The organism is Tistrella mobilis KA081020-065 (assembly GCF_000264455.2).
GTDB lineage: Bacteria > Pseudomonadota > Alphaproteobacteria > Tistrellales > Tistrellaceae > Tistrella > Tistrella mobilis.
On record NC_017956.1, the window covers coordinates 702,279 to 719,490 of the forward strand.

Annotated in this window: 11 protein-coding genes; all 11 read right to left on the minus strand. The window is 64.7% G+C overall.

Annotation, left to right across the window (positions count from 1 at the left end; all coding sequences use genetic code 11):
- Positions 1–58: 58 nt before the first annotated feature.
- Positions 59–2,131 carry a calcium-binding protein gene (locus tag TMO_RS03185; protein WP_014744145.1) on the minus strand — a complete coding sequence of 691 codons (2,073 nt, stop codon included), beginning with the start codon at positions 2,129–2,131 and terminating at the stop codon, positions 59–61.
- A complete protein-coding gene (locus tag TMO_RS31140; RefSeq protein WP_014744146.1) occupies positions 2,128–5,367 on the minus strand; it encodes a beta strand repeat-containing protein in 3,240 nt (1,079 codons plus the stop codon). Before TMO_RS31140 ends, TMO_RS03185 begins: the two co-directional genes overlap by 4 nt.
- A 120-nt stretch (positions 5,368–5,487) precedes the next feature.
- Positions 5,488–6,348 carry a 3-hydroxyacyl-CoA dehydrogenase family protein gene (locus TMO_RS03195; protein WP_014744147.1) on the minus strand — a complete coding sequence of 287 codons (861 nt, stop codon included), beginning with the start codon at positions 6,346–6,348 and terminating at the stop codon, positions 5,488–5,490.
- 60 nt (positions 6,349–6,408) lie between these two features.
- Positions 6,409–8,220, minus strand: coding sequence for an acyl-CoA dehydrogenase (locus TMO_RS03200; RefSeq protein ID WP_014744148.1), 1,812 nt, complete (start codon positions 8,218–8,220; stop codon positions 6,409–6,411).
- Between the two features lie 160 nt (positions 8,221–8,380).
- Positions 8,381–9,529 carry an acyl-CoA dehydrogenase family protein gene (locus TMO_RS03205; protein ID WP_014744149.1) on the minus strand — a complete coding sequence of 383 codons (1,149 nt, stop codon included), beginning with the start codon at positions 9,527–9,529 and terminating at the stop codon, positions 8,381–8,383.
- Positions 9,530–9,558: 29 nt separating this feature from the next.
- Complete coding sequence (locus TMO_RS03210) at positions 9,559–10,755, minus strand: acyl-CoA dehydrogenase family protein (RefSeq protein ID WP_014744150.1); 1,197 nt, start codon at positions 10,753–10,755, stop codon at positions 9,559–9,561.
- A gap of 238 nt (positions 10,756–10,993) precedes the next feature.
- A complete protein-coding gene (locus TMO_RS03215; RefSeq protein WP_041604808.1) occupies positions 10,994–13,093 on the minus strand; it encodes a 3-hydroxyacyl-CoA dehydrogenase NAD-binding domain-containing protein in 2,100 nt (699 codons plus the stop codon).
- 175 nt (positions 13,094–13,268) lie between these two features.
- A complete protein-coding gene (locus TMO_RS03220; RefSeq protein ID WP_041605401.1) occupies positions 13,269–13,964 on the minus strand; it encodes an ABC transporter ATP-binding protein in 696 nt (231 codons plus the stop codon).
- A 5-nt stretch (positions 13,965–13,969) separates the two neighbouring features.
- Positions 13,970–14,722, minus strand: a complete 753-nt coding sequence (locus TMO_RS03225; protein WP_014744153.1) for an ABC transporter ATP-binding protein — start codon at positions 14,720–14,722, stop codon at positions 13,970–13,972.
- Positions 14,722–16,041 (minus strand): branched-chain amino acid ABC transporter permease, encoded by a 1,320-nt coding sequence (locus TMO_RS03230; protein ID WP_014744154.1) that lies wholly within the window; start codon positions 16,039–16,041, stop codon positions 14,722–14,724. The genes TMO_RS03225 and TMO_RS03230 overlap by 1 nt, the downstream gene beginning before the upstream one ends.
- Positions 16,038–16,988, minus strand: a complete 951-nt coding sequence (locus tag TMO_RS03235) for a branched-chain amino acid ABC transporter permease (protein WP_014744155.1) — start codon at positions 16,986–16,988, stop codon at positions 16,038–16,040. Before TMO_RS03235 ends, TMO_RS03230 begins: the two co-directional genes overlap by 4 nt.
- Positions 16,989–17,212: the final 224 nt, after the last annotated feature.

The following is a 17,212-nucleotide window of genomic DNA, read 5'->3' on the forward strand; positions in this document are numbered from 1 at the left end:
TGGCGGTCAGTCTAGCCGATACCAATCGCGACATCCATCCGGCGCGCTCGTACCAGGATCAGAGGATGAAGTCCGATGCGCTGAGAGCACTGGCTACGTCGGCGAGGGTGATCTGCATGTCGGCCACGCGGTCGCCATCGAGATCGGCCAGAATCAGGGTTTGTCCGTTTTGGATGATGGCGCGCACTTCGCCGCCTGCACCGGTGAACGCACTGGCTCCGAGGAAGGTGAAAGCCTGGTCTCCGGTCGTTCCGGGGAGGGCATCGATACCGGAAAGATCGATGCGGTCGCCTTCGGACCGGGAAAAATCCTGGATGATATCCGCCGCTGTTCTGGTGCTATCGGTGGAGTCGGTATAGACAAACCGATCGGCTCCGCTGCCACCAATCAAAGTATCTGCACCCGCACGACCTTCGAGGCGATCGTTTCCGGCCTGACCAGACAGGCTGTCGTCCCCGATGCTGCCGCGCAGCAGATCGGCCCCGGCTCCCCCTACGACGGCCTCGATAGAGATCAACTGATCGTTTTCCGCCGTTCCGCCTTGTCCAAGGCCCGACAGCAGGTCGATAGTGAGATTGCTTGTCTCAGCCGAATAGTCGGCAGTGTCAAACCCATCACCGCCGTCGAGGTAGTCGGCCCCCTCATTGCCCGAGAGAATATCGTCTCCGGCATCGCCGATCAGAGCATTGTCTCCGGTATCGCCGGTCAGGCGGTCGTTGAAAGCGCTGCCACCGACACTTTCAATGTTGATCAGTGTGTCGCCCGTGGCATCACCACCAGTGATCACACCGCCGCTCCGCAGATCGACAGTCACGGCAGAGGCCGATGCCGTGTACAGAACAAGGTCGACACCGATGCCGCCATCAATCCGATCGGCCCCGGTACCGCCTGAGAGAATGTCATCACCGCCATTGCCTGCAATGATGTCGTCGCCCCCATTCCCAGAGAGGGTGTTGGCTCCGGCATCACCGGTCAGGCGATCTGCAAACGCGCTTCCTTCCAGGCTCTCGATGCTGATCAGCAGGTCACCTGTCGCATGTCCCCCCGCCGCGGCGCCTGTCGCCAGGTTGATGGTGACCGCAGCGTTGGACGTTGCATAGATCGCCCGATCTGTTCCTGCGCCTCCGGTCAACCGATCGGCTCCAGCCCCTCCGATTACGGCATCATCGCCGGCGCCGCCATCAAGGACATCGTCTCCGTCGCCACCGCTCAGGACATTCGCCAGCACATCGCCGGTCAGCTGATCGGCGAACAGGCTGCCACTCAGATTTTCCACGTCGGTCAGGACATCGCCCGTGGCATGCCCACCCGTCGCAATGCCGGTCGCAAGATTGATGGTCACTCCGGCGTTCGAGGCATCGTAGAATGCGGTGTCATTTCCATTGCCGCCGATCATCTGATCGGCCCCCGCAGCGCCGATGAGGGCGTCGTCGCCGTCGCTACCGTTCAGGACGTCGTCGCCTTCGGCACCGTTGAGGATGTCGTCGCCGATCGTGCCGGTCAGCCGGTCTGCGAAGGTGCTTCCTTCCACGCTTTCGATGTCAATAAGAACATCGCCTTCGGCATCGCCGCCCATGCCGGTGCCGTTGGACAGATTGACAGTAATGCCGGCTGAGGAGGCAGCATAACTCGTCCGGTCGTGACCTGCGCCGCCATCGATCCGATCCGCGCCTGCTCCGCCAATCAGGACATCGTTCCCACCCCCACCCAGGAGCCTGTCGTTCCCGGCGCCACCGCTCAACAGATTGGCATCTCCATTGCCTGTCAGGCGATCGGCAAAATCACTGCCGATGATGTTTTCGACGCCTGAGAAGGTATCGCCACTGGCATGCCCTCCCGATGCGGTACCGGCAGCAAGATCAATGACAACCGCTGCAGTCGAATTGCCATAAAGCGCTATATCCGTCCCATTGCCGCCCACGAGCTGATCTGCACCGGCCCCACCGATGAGCGTGTCATCCCCATCTCCGCCAGACAGCACGTCATCTCCCATGCCTCCATCCAGCTGATTGGCGGCACCATCACCGGTAAGGGTGTCGGCGAAGTCGCTTCCGATCAGGTTCTCGATGCCGTCGAAATGATCCCCCTGAGCATCGCCACCTTTTGCCGTGTCGAGACCGAGATTGATCATGACCGCCGATGCCGATGCCTGGTAGACCGCAGTATCGATTCCAGCACCCCGGTAAGCTGATCGGCACCGGCTCCACCGATGAGGACATCGTTGCCGGCCCCACCAGAGAGCACATCGTCTCCCTCGCCACCGGAGAGGGTGTTCGCAGCCGCATCTCCCGTCAGCCTGTCATCGAAACGACTGCCGTCGACGGATTCGATACTGCTCAGCACGTCGCCTTCGGCGTCGCCTCCCGATGCGGAGCCGCTTGAAAGGTCTACGGTCACAGCATGCGCAGACGTCCCGTAGCCGGCGCGATCCATACCCGCGCCACCGATCAGGCGATCGGCACCCGCGCCACCGATGAGGCTGTCATTGCCGCCACCTCCGTCGAGGACATCGTCACCCTCTCCGCCAATCAGGACATTTACACCACCATTTCCGGTCAGGCGGTCATCAAAGCTGCTCCCCATCAGGTTTTCGATGGAGATCAGCAGGTCCCCCGAGGCAGAGCCGCCAGAAGCCGTGCCGGCGGCAAGATCGATGGTAACGGCTGCCGCAGACGTATCGTAGAGCGCAAAATCTGTGCCGGCACCGCCGTCGAGACGGTCGGCGCCTGCTCCTCCCGAAAGAGTGTCATCTCCTGCGGCTCCGGCGAGAATGTCATCGCCATCATTGCCAGACAGAGTGTTGTTGTCGGCATCGCCGGTCAAACGGTCGTTAAAGCTGCTACCGCTTACGACTTCGATCGCGACCAGGACGTCACCTTCCGCGTCGCCACCCCTGCCCATCCCGGTGGTGAGACTGATCGTCACGGCACCTGTGGACGTATCGTAAACGGCGCTGTCCTGCCCTTCGCCGCCATTCAGCGAATCTGCACCTTCCCCACCGATCAGAACATCGTCGCCACCACCTCCGACGAGCGTGTCATCGCCGTCGTCGCCGGTCAGCATGTTGGGGCCGGCATCTCCGACGAGGCGATCTGCATGCGCTGAGCCCGTCAGATTCTCGATACCGATCAGCACGTCGCCCGCGGCATGGCCGCCGGCGGCCGTGGCATTGTCCAGATCAACCTGAACGCCCTGGGATGAGCCGCGGTAGCTGGCCGTATCTCGCCCGTCGCCTCCGATCAATCGGTCTGCTCCGGCCCCTCCGATCAGGACATCGTCTCCCTCGCGCCCGTCAAGGCGATCGTCACCGGCGCGGCCGTCGAAGACATTCGCGCCCGCATCGCCCGACAGCTGATCGTTGGCAGCCGTGCCGATGACATTCTCGATGCCCGTCAGTACATCGCCTTCAGCATCGCCGTTGTGACCTGTGCCAGCAGCAAGATCCACCATCACAGCCGCCCCGGCGTAGATGGCGGTGTCGATGCCTCCTCCACCGGTCAGCCGGTCAGCGCCGCCACCGCCCGTCAACAGATTGTCGTGGCTGTTTCCGATCAGAATGTCGCTGGCAGCGGTTCCGATGACTTGCTCGATGGAGAAATATGTATGGCCTGTTGCGGCACCATCCAGACCCTTCCCCTGGGCCAGATCCACTGTCACACCTGCAGTTCCGGAGTGTCCGGTGGCATAATCGATCGTATCGAGGCCGCCCCCACCGTCATAGCGTGCGTTGCCGGCCCGCCCAATGAGGTAGTCGTCCCCTCCGCCACCCCATATGGCGTCGGCTCCACCACCACCATCGATCTGATTTGCACCGTCCGTGCCGATAATGGTGTCGTCTGTGGTGCGATACGTGACGGTCGTCACGCCACCTTCGATCGAAGTTATGCGCCGGGCGGTGATGATGACATTCTCGATCCCGACATAGCTATCTCCCTGGGCGATGTCACCCGCCCCCAGACCTGAGTCCAGGTTGATTGTCAGCGCGCCGCCAGCCGATATGTATTGGATCCAGTCATTCCCATCACCCCCGTTGAAGAGCGTGGAATGGTCTTCAATGGTATCGACCGCATCATCCACGCCATCCATGAGGAAGTCATCACCGGTACCACCATGAATCTCATGAAGTACCTGATTCTTGCCGTCAAATCCAACGTTCCAGATCAGATCATCGAATGCTGTTCCAATAACTATTTCAATCGAGGAAAGAAAGTCGAGTTGCTCGGTGATGCGATCGGAGATGCCCGTGCGCCCACCGATCACTGCGTGGTTATAGGCGGAGTAGTCTGCGATGTCGATGCCATCGCCGCCGTCGAGCTGGTCAGCACCACCTTGGGCGATCAGGCGATCGTTTCCACCGCCTCCCGTTAGTACATTGGCGGTATCGTTGCCCGTCAAGACGTCGTCAAAATGACTGCCGGTGAGGTTTTCTATGTCAACGAGGACGTCACCCGCTGCATCCGAGCCGAGATGCAGGCCGGTCGTCAGATTGACGGTCACGCCGCTTGGGGCATCGGCATACGAAGCTGTGTCATTGCCATTCCCACCCTCTATCCGATCTGCGCCGCCACGGCCCTGCAGAGTGTCGTCGCCATCCCACCCCCGCAGTGTGTCGTCATTGGCAGAACCATAGAGCGCATCGCCATGGCTGCTGCCATGGACGATCTCGATCGAAGTGAGGCGGTCGCCTTCGGCGTCTCCCCCCTTTCCGGTGCCGGCCGCAAGATCGATGGTGACGGCTGCGGCGCTTCCCGCATAGCTGGCGAGATCGGTGCCGGCCCCGCCTTCGAGCAGATCGGCGCCGCCGCGGCCGCGGAGGATGTCGTCGCCATCCCATCCCCGCAGTGTGTCGCCATTGGCAGAACCATAGAGCGTATCGCCATGGCTGCTGCCATGGACGATCTCGATCGAAGTGAGGCGGTCGCCTTCGGCGTCTCCTCCCCGTCCGGTGCCGGCCGCGAGGTCGATGGTGACGGCCGCGGCGCTTCCGGCATAGCTGGCGAGATCGGTGCCGGCCCCGCCTTCGAGCAGATCGGCGCCACCGCGGCCGCGGAGAATATCGTCACCATCCTCGCCTGAAAGTGTGTTGCTGCCGGAATCACCGAGGAGGGTGTCGTCGTACGAAGATCCGGTAAGGCTCTCCACCGATATAAAACGATCTCCGCCGGCGATACCGCCAGCGGAGATGTCGACGACCACGCTTCCGTTGGCGTCCGCATAGGTCACGGTGTCGTGTCCGTCGCCGCCATCAAGCAGATCGGCCCCGGGGCCGCCGTTCAGAAGATCGTCGCCGGCAAGCCCCCGCAGGATATCGGCCGTGGTCGTGCCGATCAGGATATCGTTGCCCGTGGTCCCCATGATCGTGGCCATGTCTGCTCCATATGCCGGCGTGCTGATAGGCAGCATTTGAGATGAAACCCGCGGAGCCTACCATCGCGTATCGCCTGCGGCAATGTCGATGCACGGTATTCACGTGGAGCGATTATTCGATCACCGGGTCGGCGAGTAGATTTTCCAGCCGCGCCCGGCCTTCCGGCCGACATGGCCGGCGGCGACCTTCTGCTTGAGCAACGAGGCCGGGCGGAACCGCTCGCCATAGGCGTCGTGCATGATCTCCTGCGCCTGCAGGCTGAGGCTGTTGGTCACCACATCCATCAGCTCGAACGGCCCCATCGGGTGCCCCAGGCCCAGCCGGCAGGCCTTGTCGATGTCCTCCGGGGTGGCGACACCTTCCTCGACCAGCTTCACCGCTTCGATCAGGAAGGCGTGAAGCACGCGGTTGACCGCGAAGCCGGGTACGTCCTTGACCCGGATCGGCTCCTTGCCGGCCTCCCGGCAGAGGTCCATCACCTGCGTGATCACCTCGTCGGTGGTGTCGAAGCCGGGGATCACCTCGACCAGCTTCATGCGGTGCACGGGCGAGAAGAAATGCGTGCCCAGGAACCGGGTCTGCCGCCCGGCCGAGACCGCCGAGGCGAGCGTCGAGATCGGGATGGTCGAGGTGTTGCTGGCGATGATCGCCTCCGCTCCCAGAATGCCGTCGAGGCGGCGGAACACCGCCTGCTTGATCTCCTGATCCTCGAACACCGCCTCCACGACCAGCTCGCGATCGGCGAAGGCCTCAAGGCTTTCCGCCGCGCGAAGATGGCCGAGGGCGCGGCCCTTGTCGGCCTCCGAGAACAGCCCGCGGCCGATGCCGCGGTCGAGCACGCCCTCGAGCCGGCCGATCGCGGCCCGGGCCGCCTCCACATTCTGATCGGTCAGCAGCACGTCATTGCCGGCCAGCGCGAAGATCAGGGCGATCTCCGAGCCCATCATGCCGGCGCCGACGACGCCGATGCGGGTGGTCATGGTGGTGTTTCCTTCCGTGGAGCGTCTTTTTATCGGTCGGTTTTCTGCGCCGCCGGCGCCTCAGAACGAGGCGTCGGCGGTGGCGAGCAGGGTGTCGTCCTTCGATTCCAGGATCCCGGCCCAGACCGCGGTTTTGGGCAGTTCCCAGACATAGAAGTACCGGGCGGCCGCAAACTTGCCGTCGAGGAAGGCGCGTTCCGCGTCATGGGGGGAAGCGGCGGCAAGCCGGGCGGCGGTGGTCGCCTGGCGCAGCCAGATCCAGGCCAGCACGGTATGGCCGAACTGGTGCAGGTAGGCCGTGGCATTGGCGAGGAACAGCTCGACCTTGCCTTCGGCCCCCATCGGCACCAGGGTCTCGGTGGTCTTCCGCAGGCGTGCAACCGCCTCCTCGAACCGGTCGGCCAGCCACAGCACCCGATCGTCACCCGAGGCGCGGGCGTCGGTGATCGCCTGGGCGTAGCGCTTGCCCAGGGCCTGCAGGGCCGCACCGTTCATCATCGTCACCTTGCGGCCCAGAAGGTCGATCGCCTGGATGCCGTTGGTGCCTTCATGGATCGGGTTCAGCCGATTGTCGCGGTAATACTGCTCGACCTGGTACTCCCGGGTGAAGCCATAGCCGCCATGGATCTGGATGGCATGGACATTGGCTTCCAGGCAGTAATCCGACGGCCAGGCCTTGGCGATCGGGGTCAGGATGTCGAGCAGCAGCTGCGCCTCGGCGCGGGCGGCCTCGGTCTCGCCGGTTTCCTGTTCGTCGACCAGCCGGGCGCAGCTGAGGGTGAGCGCCAGCCCGCCTTCGACGGCGGCCTTCTGGGCCAGCAGCATGCGCTTCACATCGGCATGGTTGACGATCGGCACCTGCGGGCTGGCGGGATCCTTGTCGGTGGGCAGTCGTCCCTGCGGGCGGTTGCGGGCATAATCCAGCGAGTGGAGATAGCCGGCATAGCCCAGCATCACCGCGCAGCGGCCGACTCCGATCCGGGCCTCGTTCATCATCTGGAACATGTAGCTGAGGCCCTTGTGGGGCTCGCCCACCAGATAGCCGACCGCACCGCCGTTCTCGCCGAAATTCAGCATGGTGGAGGTGGTGCCGCGCCAGCCCATCTTGTGGATCAGCCCGCCCAGCGCCACGTCGTTGCGCGCACCCAGGCTGCCGTCTTCGTTGACCAGCACCTTGGGCACGATGAACAGCGAGATGCCCTTCACACCCGCCGGCGCGCCCTCGATCCGGGCCAGCACCATGTGGATGATGTTCTCGGACAGCTCGTGATCACCGGCCGAGATGAAGATCTTGTTGCCGGTGATCCTGTAGGTGCCGTCGTCCTGGGGAACGGCCCGGGTGCGGACGTCGGCCAGGCCCGATCCGGCCTGGGGCTCTGTCAGCGCCATGGTACCGAAGAAGCGCCCGGCCAGCATCGGCCGCAGATAGCGTTCGCGCTGTACGTCGGAACCGAAGCTCTTGATCAGGTTCGAGGCGCCGATGGTCAGGAAGGTGTAGGAAGCGGTGGCGACATTGGCGCCGTCGAACAGGGCATAGCAGGCATGGGCGACGGTGGTGGGCAGCTGCATGCCGCCCCATTCCTCTTCCTGTCCTGCCGCCAGCAACCCGGCCTCGATGAACTGATCGACCGCGGCCTTCACCTCGGGGATCATCACCACCCGGCCGTTCTCGAAGCGCGGCTCGTTGGTGTCGTTCTTGCGCAGATGCGGCAGGTAGTGATCGGTCGCGATCTTCATCGACAGGTCGATCGCCGCATCGAAGGTGTCGCGGCTATGGTCGGCAAAACGCGGCCGGGTGGTCAGGCTTTCGACGTCGAGCATGTCGTAGAGCATGAAGTCGAGGTCGCGCCGGTTGATGATCTTCGAGTCCATGAGCCTCGATCCTCCCTGGAGATCTTGGAAATTCAGGCCCGCAGTCGAGGCGAGGGACATGCAGACCAAATGTTCGGTCGGTGCGGATGGCCACGAAAAAGGGGACGGCGCCGCAAGCGGCCGCCGCCCCCTTTTGAGGTCCGGTTCCTGGGGAATCCGGTCAGGCGGCGCGACGGATCATCGCCACCATGCGGTCGAGATGGTGATCGTGATCGCCGAACTCGCCCTCGATCATGGTCAGCCGCTTGAAGTAGTGGCCGGCGGCATATTCCTCGGTCATGCCGATGCCGCCATGCAGCTGGATCGCGGCCTGGCCGACCAGACGGCCCGAGCGCGAGGTATGCGCCTTGCAGGCTGCGGCCGCACGGGCGCGGGCAGTGGCATCATCCTCTTCGGCCAGGGCCATGGCGGCGGCGTAGGCCAGAGAACGGCTCTGCTCCATGTGGTTCATCATGTCGACCGCGGCGTGCTGCAGCACCTGGAAGTTCGCGATCGCCACACCGAACTGCTCGCGGGTCTTCAGATAGTCGACCGTCAGCATGTGCAGCGCCTTCATGGCGCCGACCGCCTCGGCCGAAACCGCCACCGCGCCATGGTCGAGCAGGTCGGAGAGCAGGGCGGCCCCGCCGTCGACCTCGCCCAGAACCGTCTCGGGGCCGACCTGGACGCCTTCGAAAGTGACGTCGGCCGCCCGGCCGCCATCGACGGTCATGTAGGATTTGAGCGACACGCCCGCGGCCCCGGCATCGACCAGGAACAGGGTGATGCCCTGGGCATCACGCTCGCCACCCGCGGTGCGGGCGCTGACGATCAGCTTGTCGGCATGCTGGGCGTTGCGCACCACCGCCTTGACGCCCGAGAGGGTGAAGCCCTCGCCCGAACGCTCGGCGCGGGTGGTGACCCGGGTGCGGGCATAGCGGCCACGCGGCTCGTAATGGGCGAAGCCGAATTTGAGCGCGCCTTCCGCGACCTGGCCGAGCAAGGCATCGCGCACGTCGCCCTTGGCGCCGGCCGTCAGGGCGCGCACGCCCAACACCGCCGTCGGCATGAAGGGCTCGAGCACCAGGCCCGCGCCCAGCTTTTCCAGGATGAGGGCCGCATCGACCATGCTGCCGCCGATGCCGCCCTGGTCTTCAGGCACCATCACCGCCAGCAGGCCCATTTCGGCGAGCGTGCCCCAGTTCTTCGCCGAGATGCCGTCCTCGCTCTCGGCCAGCTTGCGGCGCGCGTCGAAGGGGTATTCATTGCGCACGAAGCGCTCGACGCTCTCGACCAGGAGCTGCTGTTCGTCGCTGAGTGAGAAGTCCATGAAACTCGGATCCTTGTCCCGGTCGTGCGTCAGAGGCCCAGGAAGGCCTTGGCGATGATGTTCTTCTGGATCTCGTTCGAGCCGCCGTAGATCGAGCTCTTGCGCCAGTTGAGGTAGTAGGGCGCGGCCAGATTGGCCTCGAGGCTCGAGATCGGCTCGCCGTTCCAGCCGGGATGCTGGCTCTCGGGCAGATAGGGCTGCGCGTAGGGGCCGACGGCTTCGAGCAGCAGCTCGGTGATCGCCTGCTGGATCTCGGTGCCCTTGATCTTGAGCAGCGAGGATTCAGGGCCCGGACGGCCGCTCTTCGAGGTGGTGATCATGCGCATGACGGTCGCATCCAGCGCCATCAGCTCGATCTCGACCGCGGCCAGCCGCTCCATGAAGCGGGCATTCTCGATCAGCGGGCGGCCTTCGTCGTCCACTTCCTTCGCGGCCAGCGCCTTCAGCTTGCGCAGCTGGTGGCGCGAGCGGCCGACGCCGGCAATGCCGGTGCGCTCGTGGCTCAGCAGGAATTTGGCATAGGTCCAGCCCTTGCCTTCCTCGCCGACCAGGTTCTCGACCGGGACGCGGACGTCTTCGAAGAAGACCTGGTTGACCTCGTGGCCGCCATCGATGGTGATGATCGGGGTGACCGAGATGCCCGGGGTCTTCATGTCGATCAGCAGGAAGGAGATGCCCTCCTGCTTCTTGACCGAGCTGTCGGTGCGCACCAGGCAGAAGATCCAGTCGGCATACTGGCCGAGCGTGGTCCAGATCTTCGAGCCGTTGACGACATATTCGTCGCCGTCACGCACCGCGCGGGTCTTGAGCGAGGCGAGGTCGGAGCCCGAGCCCGGCTCCGAGAAGCCCTGGCACCAGAAATCTTCCGACGACAGGATGCGCGGCAGGAAATGGTCCTTCTGGGCCTGGTTGGCGAAGGTGTAGAGCACCGGGCCGACCATGCTGAAGGCGAAGGCGATCGGCGGCGGCGCGCCGGCGGCGTTCATCTCCTGATCGAAGATGTAGCGCTTGATCGGGTCCCAGCCGGTTCCGCCATATTCCTTCGGCCAGGCCGGGGCGATCCAACCCTTGTTGTAGAGGATCTTCTGCCAGCGGACGAAATCTTCCTTCGGCAGATGGATGCTGCGCTCGAAGCGCGCCTTGATGTCCTCCGGCAACGACGTCCGCATGAACTCGCGGACCTCCTCGCGGAACGCCTGATCTTCGGCGCTGAGGGTAAGCTTCATCGCGCCCCTGCTCCCTGAAATCTGCGGGGTCCCCGGACCCCTGGTTCAGGACCGTCCCCCCCTCAAGGTCGATCCGTCTTTGAAACATACGACTGTTTTACGCCGAGGCCAGTGAAAACCGCGAGATCGGGACATTTCGTCGATACGTCCCATTGCGGCAGAGGGGAAGGCGTCACGGCCCGGCTGCAGATCATGGACGACCGGCCGCCCCGTAAAACGTGGCGGCCGGCCTGCCGGATCACCGGCTGCGATCGTAGTCGGCGAAGGACTTGCCTTCGGCGACGAGCGTCTCGATCAGCTTCGCCGGCTTCCAGCGATCGTCGAGATCGGCATGGAACTGCTTGATGTCAGCGAGAACCTTGTCCAGACCGATAAGATCGGCCTGGAACATCGGGCCGCCGCGCCAGGCCGGGAAGCCATAGCCGAAGCAGTAGATCACGTCGATATCGCTCGCCCGGATCGCCATGCCCTCTTCAAGGCATTTGGCGCCTTCATTGATCAGGGCATAGAGCGAGCGCTTCAGGATCTCGTCTTCCGAAATCTCGCGGCGCTCGACACCGGCGGCCTTCGAGGCCTCGACGATCAGCTGTTCGATCTTGGGATCGGTCACCGGCGTGCGGCTGCCGCCCTCATAGAGGTAGTAGCCGGCCTTGGTCTTCTGGCCGAAGCGGCCCATCTCGCAGATCTGGTCCGACACGGTCGGCCAGAACAGGTCGTTGCGGCGGGTGGCCGCGCGGCGCTTGCGGATCCGCCAGCTGACGTCGAGGCCGGCCATGTCGCCCATGGTGAACGGCCCCATCGCCAGGCCCCAGCGCTGCAGCACGCCATCGACCTGGGCGGGCAGGGCGCCTTCGACCAGCATCAGTTCACCCTGCTGGACATAGGGCTCCAGCATGCGGTTGCCGACGAAGCCGTCGCAATTGCCGACCAGCACCGGCACCTTGCCGATGGTCTTGGCCAGCTTCATCGAGGTCGAGATGACCTGATAGGAGGTCTTGGCCCCGCGCACCAGCTCCAGCAGCGGCATGACATTGGCCGGGCTGAAGAAATGGGTGCCGATGACGAATTCCGGCCGCGACGTGGTGGCCGCGATCTCGTCGATGTCGAGCGTCGAGGTGTTCGAGGCGAGCACCGCCCCCGGCTTGGCCACCGCGTCGAGGGTCGAGAAGACCTTCTTCTTGATGTCCATCTCCTCGAAGACCGCCTCGATGATGATGTCGGCGTCCTTGAGAGCGTCGTAGTCGAGCACCCCTTCGATCAGGCCCATGCGCTTGTCCATGGCGTCCTGGGTCAGGCGGCCCTTGGAGACGGTCGCGGCATAGTTCGCGCGGATGATGCCGAGCCCGCGCTCCAGCGCATCGGCGCTCATCTCCAGCACTTTCACCGGGATGCCGGCATTGGCGAAGTTCATCGCGATGCCGCCGCCCATGGTGCCGGCGCCGATGATGGCGGCCTGGCGGATCGGCAGGGTCGGGGTGTCGCCCGGCACGTCCGGGATCTTCAGCGCCTCGCGCTCGGCGAAGAAGATATGGCGCAGCGCCTTCGACTGGTCAGACGCCATCAGCCCGCCGAAGATCTCGCGCTCGTTCTTCAGCCCCTCGTCGAAGGGCAGGGTGACGGCGCCGGCGACGGCGTCGAAACAGCCCACCGGCGACATCTGGCCGCGGGCGGCCTTGACCACCTGCTTGCGGATCTCGGGCAGTTTCGCGGCATCGAAGGCCTTCACCTTCTCGTCCATGTCGCGCACCCGGCGCAGCGGTGCGCCGTCTTCGACCAGCTTGCGGGCGAAGGCGACGGCGCCCGGGATCAGCTCGTCGACCACGGCGTCGATGATGCCGAGCTGGAGCGCCTTGCCGGCCGGCACGAACTTGCCGGTGGTGATCATGTCGATGGCGGCTTCCACACCCGCCACGCGCGGCAGGCGCTGGGTGCCGCCGGCACCGGGCAGGATGCCGAGCTTCACCTCGGGCAGGCCCACCTTGCCCTGGGCGACGGCGACGCGATAGTGGCAGCCGAGCGCCACTTCCAGGCCGCCGCCGAGGGCGGTGCCGTGGATCGCGGCCACGACCGGCTTGGTCGCATTCTCGTAGGTCGAGATCACGCCATTGAGATCGGGCTCGGCCAGGGGCTTGCCGAATTCGCGGATGTCGGCACCGGCGATGAAGGTGCGGCCCGCGCCGACCAGAACCAGCGCCTTCGCCTCGTCATCGGCCAGGCCTTCGGCGAGGCAGTCGAGCAGCCCCTGCCGGACATGCTGGCTGAGGGCGTTGACCGGCGGATTGTCGACCGTGATGACGCCGACATCGCCCTGGCGTTCGTAGCGGACACTCGTGCTCATGAAACTGGTCACCTCGACTGTCGGATCCGGCATCTGCCCGGGGAGGGAGCGCTTTGCGCGGCCGGATGCGGGTTTTGGACCGGACGACGCGGCCGCCACCGGAAGGCCGGTGCCGGCCGCGTCGTGAATGTGCCGGGCCGGTGGCCCGGGCGTGTGTATCAGACGACGCCTCGCCTCAGACCTCCAGCCATTCCTTGCGCACGGCCTCGTCTTTTGCCAGGGCATCCGGCGTGCCCTCGTAGACGATATGGCCATGGCCCATGACATAGAGGCGCTGGGAGATGCGCAGCGCGATCGTGAGCTTCTGTTCGACCAGCAGCACGCTGACGCCGCGCCGGGCGATTTCCGACAGCAGATCACCCACCTGTTCGGTGATCTTGGGCGCAAGCCCCTCGGTCGGCTCGTCGACCATGATCAGGTCGGGATCGCCGAGCAGAGTGCGGCACATGGTCAGCATCTGCTGTTCACCGCCCGAGAGCACGCCGGCCAGCGTGTCGGCACGTTCCTCAAGTCTTGGGAACAGCTTGTACATGTCGTCGACCGACCAGCGGCCCTGCTTGCGGGTGCTCTTCTGGCCGAGCAGCAGGTTCTGGCGCACGGTCAGGGTGGGAAAGATCGACCGGTCTTCCGGCACATAACCCAACCCCTGATGGGCGATCTCGTGCGGGGTCATCCCGGCGATGTTGCGGCCGCGATAGTTCACCGTGCCCTGCGGCGGCACCAGCCCCATGATCGCCTTGATGGTGGTCGACCGGCCGACGCCGTTCCGGCCGAGAAGGCTGACGATCTCGCCCTCCTTCACGTCGAAGCTCACCCCTTGCAGGATGTGGCTCTTGCCGTAATAGGCGTGCAGGTCGCGGACGTCGAGCATCGTGGTCATGCGGCTTCCTCGCCGAGATAGGCCTGCTGCACGGCGCGGTTCTTGCGGATGTCCTGGGGCGTGTCGGTCGCGATCACCTCGCCATAGACCAGCACCGAGATGCGGTCGGCCAGGCCGAAGACCACGCCCATGTCGTGCTCCACCATGACCAGGGTCTTGCCCACGGTCACCTCGCGGATCAGCTCCACCGCCTGTTCGGTCTCGGTATTGCTCATGCCGGCGGTCGGTTCGTCGAGCAGGATGACATCGGGGTCGCCCGCGATGGTGAGCCCGATCTCCAGCGCCCGCTGTTCGGCATAAGAGAGGAAGCCGGCAAGCACGTTGCGGCGGGACTGGAGATGGATGCGCTCCAGGATCCGCTCGGCATCCTCGTTCAGCTTCCGCTGTTTCGAGACCATCTGCCAGAACGAGTATTTGTAGCCGCGCGACCAGAGCAGCGAGCAACGGATGTTCTCGAACACGCTCATCTTGGGAAAGATGTTCGTGACCTGGAAGCTGCGGCTGAGCCCGCGGCGATTGATCTGCTGGGCGGGCAGGCCGCTGATCTCTTCGCCGTTGAGCTTGATCGAGCCCGAGGTGAGCGGGAAGCGGCCGCTGATCAGATGAAACAGGGTCGACTTGCCGGCGCCGTTGGGGCCGATGACGGCGTGACGATGACCCTGCTGCACCTGCAGGTTCAGGCCGCGGATGATCTCGGTCGGGCCGAAGCTCTTGCGGAGATCGGTGAGTTCGAGTGCAAGCTTGGACATCAGGCCCCCCCCTGCTTGATCTCGGCGACCACGGCATCCCAGGCCCGGATGATCCGCCGGATGGCCAGACGGAAGAGATAGCCGCCGATCACCGTTGCGGCCACTGCCAGCGCCCAGGGCAATGTCTCGTGAACCGAGACCTCCTGACCGAACAGCACCATCGGGATCGAGGCGTCGTAGGTGGTCGACATGTAGTAGTTCATCTCGATCAGGGCGACGAGACCCGCCCCCATGATCAGGAAGGTGACGAGGCCGATGGCATAGGGCACCACCAGCCGCCCCATCCGGCCCGCCTGCCAGACCGGCTGATGAGCCATGATCACACCGGCGAAGCCCATGGGTGCGAACATCACCATCACCACGAACAGCAGCCCGAAATAGAGCTGCCAGGTCTCGGTGACCGACGACAGGCTGAGCTGCAGGATGGTCACCAGAATGGCGCCGATGATGGGGCCGGCGAAATTGCCGACACCACCGATGAAGGTCATCAGCAGCACCGAGCCCGAGGTGACCGCGCTGACATTCTCGGCCGTCACGATTTCGTAGTTGATCGCGGTCAGGCCACCGGCGATGCCGGCGAAGAAGCTGGCGAGCACGTACTGCACGAAGCGCACGATGCGCGGGTCGTAGCCGACGAAGCGCACCCGCTCTTCGTTGTCGCGCACGGCATTCGCCATGCGGCCCAGAGGTGTGCGGGTCAGCAGGTACATGACCACGGTGGAAATCAGGCACCAGACGGCAATCAGGTAGTAGACCTCGACCTGGGGGCCATAGCCGAAGAACAGGCTGGTGTCGGTCACCCGGTTGCCCGAGATGCCGCTCTCGCCGCCGAACTGGTCAGGGAACATCGAGGTGCCGGCATAGACCAGTTCACCGATGCCGAGCGAGATCATCGCGAAGGTGGTGCCGGCACGGGCGGTGGAAATCCAGCCGAAGATCACCCCGAAGACCATGGCGCCAATGCCGCCCGCCAGCGGCAGCAGCTCAAGCGGCAGGGGAAAGCCGTCGGGCGAGATCTCGTTCAGCACATGAATGGCGGCGAAGCCACCCAGGCCGTAGAACACCGCGTGGCCGAAGGACAGCATGCCCCCCTGGCCCAGCAGCATGTTGTAGGAGAGCGCGAAGATGATCGCGATGCCGATCTGGCTCAGCATCGAGCGCGAGAAGCCCGAGGTCATGAACTGGGGGGCCGCGATCATCACGATGATGGCGAAGATCCACAGCCCGTAGCGGGCCAGGAAGCCGGGGCCCCCGGGGCGGGCGCCGCCGCGCATCGCCGCGGCGGTGGTCTTGCCGGTGGGAAGGGTGCGGTCGGTCATGATTCGCGCGTCCCCATCAGGCCCTTCGGGCGGAAGATCAGCATCAGCACCAGCATCAGATAGGGCAGGATCGGTGCGGTCTGCGACACGGTGATCCGCGACAGCGTGCCGATGAAGCCATCGACCGGCAGGGGGATGCCGATCGCGGCGAGCGTGCCGCCCAGCGACCAGTCGAGTGCCACGGCCAGCGTCTGGATCACGCCGATCAGCAGCGAGGCCACGAAGGCACCACCAAGCGAGCCCATGCCGCCGAACACCACCACGACGAAGATGATGGGGCCGAGCAGGAAGGCCATGCCGGGTTCGGTGACCAGAATCGGGCCGCCGATCACGCCGGCGAGCGCTGCCAGCGCGGTGCCGCCGCCGAACACCATCATGAACACCCGCGGCACGTTGTGGCCAAGCGCTGCCACCATGTCCGGGTGGGTCAGCGCCGCCTGAATGATCAGGCCGATGCGGGTGCGGGTGATGGTGAGGAACAGGGCCACGAACATCATCACCGCGATCAGCAGGATGAAGGCGCGATAGGCCGGGAAATTCGAGCCGAAGAGCGTGAAGAAGGTGAAGTTCAGATCGGTCGGCACCCCGTAATCGACCGGGATGCGGCCCCAGATCATCACCACCACCTCTTCGATCAGGAAGGCGAGACCGAAGGTGAACAGCAGCTCCGCGACATGGCCATATTTGTGGACGCGCCGTAGGCCGTAGCGTTCGATCAGCATGCCGATGCCACCGACCAGCAGCGGGGCCAGGATCAGGGCGATCCAGAAGCCGGTGACCGTGCTGATCTGATAGGCGAAATACGCGCCCAGCATGAAGAAGCTGGCATGCGCGAAATTGAGGACACCCATCATGCTGAAGATGAGCGTGAGCCCGCTCGACAGCATGAACAACAGCATGCCGAACAGCACGCCGTTGAGGAGGGAGAAGACGAGGATTTCCAGCATCTCGCCCTTCGTCTTTGCGAGGTGTGGCGCGGCCGGCGTCGGCCTGCGCGTCGATGGCGCGCGGTCGGGGGCCGGTCCGAGGCCGCTGCGGGATCGTGTTGCGGTCCCGGGAGTCGCGGTCCCGGGAAGGGGCATCCCGGCGTCCGGTGTCGGGCTGTTTCCCCCGGTCGGCTGTCAATCCGCCGGGCGGAGGCCGGACGGATGGACAGCGGATGAGGGCGTCG

Excerpts from the sequence above, each read along its gene's own strand:
- TMO_RS31140 (WP_014744146.1), bottom strand. The coding sequence starts at position 5,367 with ATGGCCACGATCATGGGGACCACGGGCAACGATATCCTGATCGGCACG.
- TMO_RS03220 (WP_041605401.1), bottom strand. The coding sequence starts at position 13,964 with ATGCTCGACGTCCGCGACCTGCACGCCTATTACGGCAAGAGCCACATC.
- TMO_RS03185 (WP_014744145.1), bottom strand. The coding sequence starts at position 2,131 with ATGATCAATCTCGGTCTCGACACGGCAAAAGGTGGCGATGCTCAGGGG.
- TMO_RS03225 (WP_014744153.1), bottom strand. The coding sequence starts at position 14,722 with ATGTCCAAGCTTGCACTCGAACTCACCGATCTCCGCAAGAGCTTCGGC.
- TMO_RS03200 (WP_014744148.1), bottom strand. The coding sequence starts at position 8,220 with ATGGACTCGAAGATCATCAACCGGCGCGACCTCGACTTCATGCTCTAC.
- TMO_RS03230 (WP_014744154.1), bottom strand. The coding sequence starts at position 16,041 with ATGACCGACCGCACCCTTCCCACCGGCAAGACCACCGCCGCGGCGATG.
- TMO_RS03210 (WP_014744150.1), bottom strand. The coding sequence starts at position 10,755 with ATGAAGCTTACCCTCAGCGCCGAAGATCAGGCGTTCCGCGAGGAGGTC.
- TMO_RS03195 (WP_014744147.1), bottom strand. The coding sequence starts at position 6,348 with ATGACCACCCGCATCGGCGTCGTCGGCGCCGGCATGATGGGCTCGGAG.
- TMO_RS03205 (WP_014744149.1), bottom strand. The coding sequence starts at position 9,529 with ATGGACTTCTCACTCAGCGACGAACAGCAGCTCCTGGTCGAGAGCGTC.
- TMO_RS03215 (WP_041604808.1), bottom strand. The coding sequence starts at position 13,093 with ATGAGCACGAGTGTCCGCTACGAACGCCAGGGCGATGTCGGCGTCATC.
- TMO_RS03235 (WP_014744155.1), bottom strand. The coding sequence starts at position 16,988 with ATGCTGGAAATCCTCGTCTTCTCCCTCCTCAACGGCGTGCTGTTCGGC.